We start from the raw sequence: 11,900 nt of genomic DNA, 5'->3' as shown, positions 1-11,900 counted from the left end.
TTATTTTATTGGTCTATACAATATTATTCCCCCTGCAATTGAGGGTCGTTGCTATAAAATTTAATAGATCAAGGATTGAAGAATTTTAGCAGAGACATCTCCTAAAACATTAACTATCAAAAAGTTCTTACTCGCTCAGAAATACATTTGACAATTTTTAATCTTTATTTTAAATTCTACTAATTTGATAGAACAAAGGTAAATTAAAAATATTAACTCAAAAACTTTCTGCGCTTTTTTTGCAAAAAAAATGTTAACTAAAAAATTTTAGTAATTTTAAATCATTAAAAATTAAACAGTTAAAATGAAAATGAATTTTGGTACGATATGAGAAATTTCTGAGAACAACCTACAAAGGCCGTATTTACGGTATCGTTTTCGTTAAAAATAAATGTGTTTCGAACACAAAAAAGTATCACAATAAAGACCAAAAGTGAACTATTTTACCCCTTCTTTTTCATCATTTTTCTCTAACTTAGCGGTCTGTATATTTGAAATATGCGATTTAAAATAAACTTTGTTTTTCTGCAAAACACTGAATAAAAAAGCAATACCGTTTTTTCTCTTACTTTTTTGCAGTAAACATTCTTCTAATAATTTAGTTAATTGAAAACTATGAACAAATTTGATTTTGGAATTGTAGGATTAGGTGTAATGGGCCGAAACTTACTTTTAAATATTGCCAGTCATAATTTTGCGGCTGCAGGTTTAGATTTAGACACAGAAAAAGTCAATTCTCTTCAGCAAGAAGCCGATGCAAACCATACAATTGAAGCCACTACAGATGTCAAGCATTTTGTAGCGCTTATTCAGCAACCTAGAGCGATTATGTTATTGGTTCCTGCGGGAAAACCAGTTGACAGCGCAATTGCAAGCTTACTTCCTCATTTAGATAAAGGTGACATTATTATTGATGGAGGAAATACTTATTTCACTGATACTGACAGACGATTTTTAGAATTATCTGAAAAAGGAATTCATTTCTTCGGAATGGGAATTTCTGGCGGTGAAAAAGGGGCACGTTTCGGTCCTGCTATGATGCCGGGCGGTGATCAGAAAGCTTATGAAAGACTTCGCCCTATTTTTGAAGCAATTGCAGCAAAAGTGGACGGAGAACCTTGTGTAGAATATTTAGGAAATGGTTCTGCCGGAAACTATGTAAAAATGGTTCATAACGGAATTGAATACGGAATCATGCAGTTGATTTCTGAAGTTTATGACCTTATGAAAAGAGGTTATAATTTGGATGATGAAACCATTCAGAAAACTTTTGCCGAATGGAATCAAACTGATGATTTAAGGTCTTATTTAATTGAAATTACCGGAAACATCCTAAAACAAAAAGATGAAGACGGAACACAATTAATCAATAAAATCTCTGATTGGGCAAGATCTAAAGGTACAGGAAAATGGACTTCGCAAAATGCAATGGATTTACAAGTTCCTGTTCCAACAATTGACGCAGCAGTTAACATGCGCGATATGTCTAAAACCAAACCAGAGAGAATTGAAGCTGCTAAAAAATTAGTTTGGAACGCTGGCGAAACAAATGTTGCTCAAAGCGAAGCAATCGCAGCTTTAAAATCGGCTATGTATTTTTCTATTGTTGTCACGTATGCTCAAGGTTTAGCACAACTTCACACCGCTTCAAAAGAATATAACTACGGATTGAATTTAGAAACTGTCGCTAAAATCTGGCGTGGAGGCTGTATCATTCGTGCGACAATTTTAGAAGATTTCAGAAAAGCATATGTTACAAAAGCAGATTTACCAAACTTACTTTTAGATGGTGGAATTGCTTCTAAATTAACAGAAAACCAAGCAGGAATGAGAGCTGTTATTCAGTTTGCAGTTCAAAAAGGATTACCAGTTTCAGGATTAATGAACTCGTTATCTTATTTTGATGCTTACCGATCAGCAAATCTTCCAACAAATTTAATTCAGGCACAGCGTGATTATTTTGGAGCACACACTTACGAGCGTATAGACAAAGAAGGAGTTTTCCACACACAATGGGCTGAATAAGCAACTTAAAGCAACACAACTACACACAATGACTAAAAATAAACTAAAGAATCCAACAATCATTGTCATTTTTGGAGGAACCGGAGATTTGGCAAAGAGAAAGCTCTTTCCCGCATTTCAAAATCTGTACCTTGACGGACGTATGTCTGAAAAGTTTCAGATTATTGCTCTTGGAAGAGCAGAAAAAACAAATGAAGATTTTCGCGCTTATGTAGCAGAAAATCTGGCTCTTTTTTCAAGAAGAAAAGGAATTGATGATCCAGAAACAGAAAAATTTCTTTCTCATATAACTTATCATAGTTTAGATATTGACAAAGAAGAATCCTATATCGGATTAAACGAGAAAATTGAAGGCTTTGACCAGTCTTTTGGAGAACGCGCCAACCGTCTTTTTTATCTTTCAATAACGCCTTCTTTCATTTCAACGATTTCAAGCAATATCAAAAAAATCGGACTTGCGGCGAATCCAAAACAAGATCGTATTATTATTGAAAAACCTTTTGGTTACGATAAAACTTCTGCAATTGCACTTAACGAAATGCTTTCGCAGACTTTCAAAGAAGAGCAGATTTACAGAATTGATCACTATTTAGGTAAAGAAACAGTTCAGAATATCTTGGCTTTCCGTTTCGGGAATTCGATGTTTGAACCATTATGGAGCCGAAATTTTATTGATTTTGTCCAAATTACCGTAGCAGAGGAAGTCGGCGTTGAAGAACGAGGCGGATTCTATGAAGGTGTTGGAGCATTAAAAGATATGATTCAGAACCACTTGCTTCAGATTTTATGCATGACAGCTATGGAAGCGCCTGCATCATTAAATGCAGATGATATTCGTAACCGAAAAGCCGATGTTTTGAAATCGATTCGCCGAATCAAACCAGAAGAAGTGGATCATTATATCGTGAGAGGTCAATACGATGCTGGTGAAATAAAAGGAGTTCCTGTTCCAGGTTACCGTCAGGACAAAGGAATTGCACCAGATTCTAATACAGAAACTTATGTTGCAATGAAAATTTATCTGGACAACTGGAGATGGCAGGGAATTCCGTTCTATTTGCGTTCAGGAAAAAGAATGGAAGAAAAACAGTCTTCAATCATTATTCAGTTTAAACCAGTGCCACATTCTTCATTTTCTTATGGAAAAGAAGGAATGACACCAAACCGATTGATTATCAACATTCAGCCTGCAATGGACATTAAACTGCAATTTATGACCAAAAAACCAGGACTTTCGCTTGCATTAAGACCAGCAGAAATGGTTTTTGATTATTTTGCCTGCTCAACAATGTCGCCAGAAGCTTATGAAACCTTGATTGCAGATGCACTACTAGGAGACCCTACTCTATTTATGCGTTGGGATCAGGTGGAAGAAGCTTGGGACGCAATTGATACAATTCAACAAGTTTGGAAAACAGTAGCTCCAACAAATTTCCCAAATTACAAAGCAGGAAGCTGGGGACCTGAAGAAGCTGACGAATTGTTAGCGCGCCAAGGACACAAATGGATTCCGAATACACAAACAAAAGAAGAAGTTTTAAATGATACAGATTTATAATAACACAGAAGAAATCAATGTTACAGCTGCAGACCTTTTTATCGAATCTGCTCAAAAAGCGATTGCTGCAAAAGGTAAATTTACAGCTGTACTTACAGGAGGTTCTTCTCCTGCAGGGATTTACAAATTATTGGCTTCTGATGCTTACAAAAACAAAATAGACTGGAGCAAAGTTTATATTTTTTGGGGAGATGAACGTTGGGTTCCGCTAAACGATGATTTGAGCAATGCTAAAATGTCGTACGCAACATTATTAAGCCACGTTGCTATTCCGCAGGAAAATATTTTCGAAATGTACAAAGACGGCGTTACTCCTGAAGAGTATGCGGTTACATACGAACAAATTCTTAGAAAGATTTTAGGCGAAGAAGGAAAATTTGACTTAATCTTATTAGGAATGGGAGATGATGGACACACGGCTTCTCTTTTCCCGGGCGAAGCTGTTTTAGAAGAACAAACCAAATGGGTTGACGCTTATTATTTAGCTCCACAGAAAATGTACCGTATTACACTTACTGCACCGTTAATCAACAAAGCAGAAAAAATTGTCGTTGTAGCTTTTGGAGAGAAAAAAACGCACGCTTTAAAAGAAGTCACAACTGGAGCTTACAACCCGACTTTATATCCAATGCAATTGATTAAACCGGTTTCTGGTGAATTATTGTTTTTGGTAGATAAAGCTGCTGCAGGAACGAATTAAAAATTATTTTATAAAATATAAAAAGCCTGTAAACATTGAGTTTACAGGCTTTTTTTGTAGCAGCGCTAAAAGTTCATTATTAAAAATCCGCAAAAAGAATACAATTTACCCGAATTAGTATTATCCGTAGAACGCATTCTAATAAGACCTTTACACCATTAATTTAATAGCTAAAAAAATGGACAAAACAATCTTAATTACAGGTGCAAGCAGCGGTATTGGAAAAGAAACTGCAAAATTATTTCAAGCAAAAGGATGGAATGTTATCGCAACAATGCGTAATCCTGAAAATGAAACAGAATTAACTCAATTAAATAATATTCTGGTTACCAAACTAGATGTACTGGATTTATTTTCCATAGAAAATGCAATAAAAGAAGGAATTACAAAATTTGGTAAAATTGATGTTTTGCTAAACAATGCCGGATATGGTGCCTATGGAACTTTAGAATCTTTTTCAAGAGAAAAAATAGTGCGTCAGTTTAATACGAATGTTATTGGCCTTCTAGATGTTACAAAAGCTTTATTGGGACACTTTCGTGAAAATAAAAATGGTACAATCATTAATATATCTTCTATTGGAGGTAAAATGACTTTTCCTCTTGGAGCTCTGTATCATGGAACGAAATTCGCTGTCGAAGGTATTTCTGAATCTTTAAGCTATGAAGTGGAACAATTTGGTGGAAAAGTAAAAATTATTGAACCTGGCGCAATTGCTACTGATTTTGCTGGACGTTCTTTTGATTTTAGTAATGATGAAAACTTTAGCGAATATCAAAATATGGTTGGAAAAGTTATGGAAGCGCTTCCTGCCTTATTTGACACTGCATCTCCGGCAAGTTTAGTTGCCGAAGTAATTTACGAAGCGGCTACAGACGGCACAAACAAACTGAGATACCACGCAGGCGAAGACGCAAATGTAATTATTGAGAATCGTAAGCAATTTGATGATGAAACATTTATTGGAGGAATGAAAGCACAATTTGGGCTTTAATTGACTCAATAAATTAATTATAAATCTATGGAGACACTCTGGTTTCCATAGGTTTATTAAAAAAGGTATATTTACAGTAACAATAGTTTTATGAGCACATTTATACATTTACAGACCATTTCAGATTTGTTCCGTTTTTTTCATCTGGAACAGGCTATTCAACATCCATTAGTTGCTGTAGTTGATTTTAGTCAAGTAAATGAGTCGATTACTGAAGACACAATGATTTCTCCGGATTTTTATGGTTTGATTTTTAAGAATTACAACCGAAATAATATTAAATACGGTCGAAAAATTATTGATTTTCAAGATGGAAGTTTAATTTGTGTAGCTCCAAATCAGATTCTTGAAATGGACAATGAAATTGAAGTTTCTTCAAATATGATGGGCTGGGGTTTGTTTTTTCATCCTGACTTCATCAGGGCGACTTCTTTAAACAATAAATTAAAAGATTATAGCTTCTTTTCGTATGATATACAGGAAGCGCTTCATTTATCTGAAAAAGAAAAACAAATTTTATACGATTGTGTTCTTAAAATTGAAAGCGAATTAAAAGAAAACATCGACATACACAGTCAGGATATTATCATTTCCACAATTGAATTGTTATTAAATTATTGTTCCCGTTTTTATGGAAGACAGTTTATTACCCGAAAAAATTCGAATAACTCTATAGTAACTCAGGTTGAGAAAATACTAAGTGATTATTTTAGCGAAAAAAATATTCAGGAAAAAGGTCTGCCGACTGTAAAATATCTGGCTGAACAGGTTTATCTTTCACCCGGATATTTAAGCGATCTTCTCAAAAAAGAAACAGGAAAAAATGCTCAGGATCATATTCATTTTTATTTGATCGATGAGGCAAAAAATATTTTATTAAATACTAATAAATCAGTTAGTGAAATTGCTTATTCATTAGGGTTCGAATATCCACAATATTTCAATAAACTCTTTAAACAAAGAACCGGAAAAACGCCTTTAGAATTTAGAAACCTAAATTAATCTTTACTCACTACAAGTAAAAATATATTTAGATTTGTTGAGTAAATTAAGAATAGCCTCTTTTAAATCTGGCCCTAAATTGGAAGTAATTATTCGCAAAACTTCTTTTAAATCATTAAAATTATTGGGTTTAACAAAATAGCTTATAAATCGCAATCATTAATTTTTAGATAATTGCGATTTTTTTATTTTATTGATTTTCATATGCTAAACTATTTATCCTAACGAAAAGTTTAATTAAATTTACTTCGATGGATGAACTGAAAAAACATATAGAGGAAATTACTCCGATAACCAATGAAGAATTTGACTATATCAAAACATTCTTCAAGGAAAAAAAAGTAAAAAAACACCAATATCTGCTTCAGGATGGTGATAAAGTGACTTCTGAATATTGGATTGTCAAAGGCATTTTTCGCGCTTTCCATATTGATAAAGATGGAAAAGAACACATTTTGCAATTTGCACTCGAAAATTGGTGGCTATCTGATTATAATGCTTTCTTCAACCAAAAAGAATCCAATATCAATATTGTTTGTATGGATGATGCCGAAGTTTTATGCCTGACACTTTCTGGCCGGGAACAATTAGCATCGGAGTTTCATAAAATGGAACACTTTTTTAGAATGAAATTGACCAGCGGTTATTCGGCACAACAAAGAAGAATTATTTCGCTTCTTTCTAATAATCCAAAGAAACGTTATGAAGAATTTGCTAGTCTTTATCCAAACATAATGCAAAAAATTCCAAAAAAATATATAGCCGAATATTTAGGCGTCAGTCGGGAAACTTTAAGCCGTCTGTATTCTAATAATGGCTGATAATACCAAAATACTGGCGTGATTTTTATCACGCTTTTTTTATATCCCCACTTCAACAGCAAAAATCATTCTTAACCAAAGTCAATGATTTTAAAGACGCTGCAAATCTACTTTTGCCCCGTAATCGATAGTTAATTATTCAAGCTTTTTTAAAAGTGTGATTTGAATCACACTTTTAAAGTGAGTTCGGTCAACCGCCAGGTTTTAAACTTGACGGAACTTTGTCTCAGATGAAAAGCTAATTATTTCGCATAAAAAATTATTAACTGAAAACATTCAAATAATTCAAAAAATAAATTCATAAAAAAACAATTATCAACATTTAAAAAAATTAGAAATCATGAAAAATTTAAAACAAGTTGTCGCAGCAGGTCTAGTAGGCACAGCATTAAGTGCAGAAGCTCAAGTAAATCATGAATTAAATGTAATGAATCAATTAGCAACTCCTTCACACGTATCTGTGATGCCCGTTTCTCAATTATTGAATGCACCGGGAAATGAAGCTTTGAGAGCATTCTTTTTTACTCCTGTAAAAGACAAAACCGTATTAAAAGGCAAAAAAATCGCTGTATTAGCTGCAGATGGTTTTGAAGAAATTGAACTTACAGGGCCAGTTTGGTATTTCAGAGAACTAGGCGCTCAGGTTGACATCATCGCTCCAAAATTCAATCCAGCTCCGGCAAGATATGGATTGAGCACTCCTGAAATGGCAAAAACTCATATCATGGCGATTCAATATTTACAACCTGTTGGCTGGATCAAATTTGATAAAACAGCAGATCAGATTAAAGTGAGTGATTATGATGCTGTATTTATTCCTGGTGGCGCATGGAATCCAGATAACCTTCGTTATGACAAAGACGTGATCAAATTCATTCAGGATTTTAATAAATCAGGAAAACTGATTGCGGCTATATGTCACGCGCCAGTTGTTTTGGCTTCGGCTGATATTCTTAAAGGAAGAAAACTTACTGGATATTGGAACATTCAAATTGACCTTAAAAACGCAGGCGGAATTGTTTCTGACCAACCTGTTGTGGTTGATTCAAACATTATTACAAGCAGACACCCAATCGACGTAGCCGATTTTTCTAAAGCTGTAGAAAGCTGGTTGGCTAAAAAATAATTCAAAAAAATAAAATCATAAAACAATGAAAACAAATATTTTTGAACCTGTTAAAATTGGTTCTTTACAATTAAAAAACCGCATTTCAATGGCTCCAATGACAAGAGCAAGAAATGCAGACGGAATTCCGAATGATGATAACGCCTTATATTATGCACAACGTGCCGGAGCCGGATTAATCATTACCGAAGGAACCGCCATTTCAGACACGGCTAAAGGTGTTCTTTATATTCCAGGATTATATACGAAAGAACAAGTCGAAGGCTGGAAAAAAGTAACAAAAGCAGTACACAAAAAAGAGAGTACGATATTTACTCAATTATGGCACGTTGGACGCGTTTCTCACACTTCAAATCAACCTAACGGAATTGCGCCTGTTGGTCCGTCAGATATTCAGGCTACAACTTCTTTTGCTTGGGGTTATGACGAAAACGGAAAAGAAGGTCCTGTAATTTCTTCTAAACCAAGAGCGCTTTCAAATGATGAAGTGAAACAAATTACAAAAGACTTTGCAACTGCAGCAAAAAATGCAATTGATGCAGGTTTTGATGGCGTTGAACTTCACGGAGCCAACGGTTATTTGATTGAACAATTTTTAAATCCGTATGTTAATAATCGTACAGATGAATATGGTGGTTCTATTGAAAACAGATCTCGTTTTTTATTAGAAACCATTGACGCCCTTATTGAAGCAGTTGGCCATGAAAAAACGGCAATCAGATTGACGCCTTATGGAGGTTTGGGAGATTTGCCTCATTATGATGAAATTGAAGCGACTTATCAATATTTGGCTAAAGAATTAAACAAAAGAAATTTGGCTTATTTGCATTTAATGGATCAGCAATCTAAAGGAAGTCATGCATTGCCTGATGGATTTTTAGAACGCTTTAGAACTTGGTATGATGGTGTTATCATTTTGGCTGGAAGTATGAACAGAGAAAAATCGGAACAACTGATTCATGCAGGAACAATTGATATTGCAGGTTTTGGCGAACCCTTTATTTCAAATCCTGATTTAGTTGAACGCTTAGAAAACAATTGGGAACTAACTCCTCCAGACAGAAATCTTCATTACGGTTTAGGAAACCACGGTTATACCGATTGGAAAACGTATGAAGAACTACAATTCGCTTAATTTATTTGCCAATCATTCTTTTGCGAAGTCTGCTTAAAGATTCTGGCTTAATGCCAATGTAAGACGAAAGCTGATTCTGTGATACCATTTGAAAAAGATAAGGTTCTTTTTTTAAGATTGTTTTATATCGCTCTTCGGGAGTTTGAAAATGAAGCATTTCCTGTCTTTCAATAATAATAAGATACGCAGATTCAGCAATCAGTCTTCCAAATTTTGACCAGTTCGGGCAACTGTTGTATAACTTCTCGACTTTCTCATACTCTAAAGCAATTACGGTCGAATCTTCCATTGCTCTACAGCTATAATGGGCCGTCCCTTGGGTAATAAAACTAGCAAAATCAACTAGAAAATCATTTGATTTTACAAATCTGCTGTTGATTTCGTTTCCTTTGTAATCCACATAAAACATCCTAAAAAAACCACTTTCAATAAAATAAATGTGACGGCAGATTTCTCCTTGCTGTAAAAGATCGGTGTCTTTCTTTACTTCTAATCTACTAATAATTGGCAACATAAAATTATACTCTTCATCAGACATTGGAACAACTGATGTAATAACATTCTTAAGGGCATCCATACTATTGATTTTAAGAGAAATAAGTTGCTTAAAAGTAAATTTAATTCTTCTAAATACAAAATTACATTCATTAAATATCTAAGAAACGTTCTTAACCAAAGTCAATGGCACGAACAAAAATACGGCTCTATCTTTGTCATGTAAATAAGTTAAAAATCAATCATTTACAAACAATAAATTAAAAAATATTCTATTACTAATAATTTTAAAAAACTGAATCATGAAAACTAAATTCAACATCGAAGCAAAAGCAAACAAGAATCCAAAATTAGGATTTAGAATCCACCTTCTTGTATTTTTATTAGTTACACCAATTGTATTTATCACTTGGTATTTGACCGACACAACATATCCTTGGCCACTTTGGTCTACACCAGCATGGGCAGTGGGAATTGTTTTTCACTATTTAGGCGTATTTGTATTCAATAAAAGCATTTGTAGTCTTAATGCTCCGCTGTCTTAAATAAACAGACAAAAATCGTCTTTTAATTATATTAAAAAGCCTTAAAGAAATAGGTCTTCAAGGCTTTTTAAAATTTATCATCAGGGAATTTTATTAATTCAAATTTAAAATCGCATTAAGTTCAAGAATAGTAGTTCCTGTCGGAAGTTTTTTGGGCGCAATTATTAATTTCTCAGCTAAAAATGCAGTTGAAATCGGTTTTAAATTTTTAAACAGACCGATTGCATTTAGCACTTTAAATAATTTAACTGAAATTTTTTCTCCCCAGCGATCTGTATTTTCTCTTATTAGTGGCCCAGGTCGAAAAACCAAATACTGCTCAAAATTTAAATCGGTTATGAAATCCTCTAGTTTTCCTTTCATTTTAGAATAAAAAACATTGCTTTTGGCCGAAGCTCCATAAGAAGATACCAATACAAAAGATTTTACCTCATTTTTTCTAGCCGCTGTCGCAAATGCAGCTGGAATGTCAAAATCTATTTTCCATTGATTTTCTTTTGAACCTGCTACTTTTAATGTAGTCCCAAGACAAGAAAAAAACACATCTCCTTTAATCAAATCTGCAAACTGATTTACTTCTGAAAAATTCACAACATGTTCTGTGAGTTTAGGATGAGATTTTCCTATCGACCGACGCACAAAAATAGAAACCGAAGTGTAATCATTATTATCTAGAAGCTTTTCAACTAGTTCCTTTCCTGTTGCGCCTGTTGCTCCAATTACCAATGCTTTCATCCTATAATAATTTTAAAAAATTAGAATTCTGTTTTTTAAGTCTCAATTTAAATGAAAAGAAATATAGTTTAAAAATAAGAAAAAAAAAAAACTGCTTAAAAAGCAGCTTTAAAACCTAAATTTTAATAAAGTAATTTGAAAAAGTAACTGTTGACCAGGATAATAAAAAAAATTCCCCCTTTTTTCATTAAATTATCTGCTCAATTTGGCGAATAGGCAAACTTAGTCTCAAGATACATTTCTTCAAAATCAATTCCTGAAAAATTTAAAGTTTTTAAAAAGTTTTTGACTTTATTTTTTGCTTGAGAATTAGCTCCCGTATAAAACAATTCGTTTGTCGTTTGTTTTTTAATTGTTGGCGGAGCAATTTCAGAATCCACAATATTATGTATTTTAACTATATGAGCTTCAGGCAGTAATGACGCAATTATTTCACCCGAAGATTTCAAATTCAGACTTGGCGACAAACATTCTAAACTATAAATTGGATTGTTTGCATGCACTAAAATTTTCTCAGTCATATCAGGCAAATCAGATAAAAATACCTGAATATCTTCGCGAGGAATAAATAATACCAGCATTTTTGCTTTTGCTGCTTCTTTTTTGCTCACTAATTTCACCTTTCCTTCCATCATCCCTACCAGATCTCTTGCGTGGCAATTATTTTTAGTGTGGCTTATTAAAACCTGATGTCCTGATTTAGCTGCTCTTGCTGCTAATTCCATTGTTGTTCTGCAAACTCCTATAAATCCAATTTTCATATT

12 protein-coding genes are annotated in these 11,900 nt (G+C 33.7%); 9 read left to right on the top strand and 3 right to left on the bottom strand.

The window, feature by feature from the left end; genetic code table 11:
• The first annotated feature begins 615 nt into the window (after positions 1–615).
• The 8 genes from gndA (at position 616) to ACNFIH_RS19055 (ending at position 9,361) form a co-directional block, all read left to right on the top strand.
• Positions 616–2,025, top strand: coding sequence for an NADP-dependent phosphogluconate dehydrogenase (gene gndA, locus ACNFIH_RS19090; RefSeq protein WP_426484350.1), 1,410 nt, complete (start codon positions 616–618; stop codon positions 2,023–2,025).
• Positions 2,026–2,053: 28 nt separating this feature from the next.
• Positions 2,054–3,583 carry a glucose-6-phosphate dehydrogenase gene (gene zwf, locus ACNFIH_RS19085; protein ID WP_035647414.1) on the top strand — a complete coding sequence of 510 codons (1,530 nt, stop codon included), beginning with the start codon at positions 2,054–2,056 and terminating at the stop codon, positions 3,581–3,583.
• Entirely contained in the window at positions 3,567–4,283 is a 717-nt protein-coding gene (gene pgl, locus ACNFIH_RS19080) for a 6-phosphogluconolactonase (RefSeq protein WP_426484349.1), read from the top strand. Before zwf ends, pgl begins: the two co-directional genes overlap by 17 nt.
• A 178-nt stretch (positions 4,284–4,461) precedes the next feature.
• Positions 4,462–5,277, top strand: coding sequence for an SDR family oxidoreductase (locus tag ACNFIH_RS19075; RefSeq protein ID WP_426484348.1), 816 nt, complete (start codon positions 4,462–4,464; stop codon positions 5,275–5,277).
• A 90-nt stretch (positions 5,278–5,367) separates the two neighbouring features.
• Entirely contained in the window at positions 5,368–6,279 is a 912-nt protein-coding gene (locus ACNFIH_RS19070) for a helix-turn-helix domain-containing protein (RefSeq protein WP_426484347.1), read from the top strand.
• A 251-nt stretch (positions 6,280–6,530) separates the two neighbouring features.
• Complete coding sequence (locus ACNFIH_RS19065; protein ID WP_426484346.1) at positions 6,531–7,100, top strand: Crp/Fnr family transcriptional regulator; 570 nt, start codon at positions 6,531–6,533, stop codon at positions 7,098–7,100.
• 340 nt (positions 7,101–7,440) lie between these two features.
• Positions 7,441–8,226, top strand: a complete 786-nt coding sequence (locus ACNFIH_RS19060) for a DJ-1/PfpI/YhbO family deglycase/protease (protein ID WP_426484345.1) — start codon at positions 7,441–7,443, stop codon at positions 8,224–8,226.
• Positions 8,227–8,251: 25 nt separating this feature from the next.
• On the top strand, positions 8,252–9,361 hold the full coding sequence (locus ACNFIH_RS19055; protein WP_426484344.1) for an alkene reductase: 1,110 nt from the start codon (positions 8,252–8,254) through the stop codon (positions 9,359–9,361).
• A 1-nt stretch (position 9,362) separates the two neighbouring features.
• Here ACNFIH_RS19055 and ACNFIH_RS19050 read toward each other — a convergent pair whose 3' ends face one another.
• Positions 9,363–9,938, bottom strand: a complete 576-nt coding sequence (locus tag ACNFIH_RS19050) for a Crp/Fnr family transcriptional regulator (RefSeq protein WP_426484343.1) — start codon at positions 9,936–9,938, stop codon at positions 9,363–9,365.
• Between the two features lie 220 nt (positions 9,939–10,158).
• Here ACNFIH_RS19050 and ACNFIH_RS19045 point away from each other — a divergent pair, with 220 nt between their 5' ends.
• Positions 10,159–10,401 carry a 2TM domain-containing protein gene (locus ACNFIH_RS19045; protein ID WP_426484342.1) on the top strand — a complete coding sequence of 81 codons (243 nt, stop codon included), beginning with the start codon at positions 10,159–10,161 and terminating at the stop codon, positions 10,399–10,401.
• Between the two features lie 93 nt (positions 10,402–10,494).
• Here ACNFIH_RS19045 and ACNFIH_RS19040 read toward each other — a convergent pair whose 3' ends face one another.
• Positions 10,495–11,136, bottom strand: coding sequence for an NAD(P)H-binding protein (locus tag ACNFIH_RS19040; protein WP_426484341.1), 642 nt, complete (start codon positions 11,134–11,136; stop codon positions 10,495–10,497).
• 200 nt (positions 11,137–11,336) lie between these two features.
• On the bottom strand, positions 11,337–11,897 hold the full coding sequence (locus ACNFIH_RS19035) for an NAD(P)-binding domain-containing protein (protein WP_035647432.1): 561 nt from the start codon (positions 11,895–11,897) through the stop codon (positions 11,337–11,339).
• Positions 11,898–11,900 lie beyond the last annotated feature (3 nt).

It is taken from the genome of Flavobacterium sp. 2, from assembly GCF_049949195.1.
Taxonomy (GTDB): Bacteria; Bacteroidota; Bacteroidia; order Flavobacteriales; family Flavobacteriaceae; genus Flavobacterium.
The sequence above is the reverse complement of the archived record's forward strand: the minus strand, read 5'-3'. Positions and strand labels throughout refer to the sequence as shown.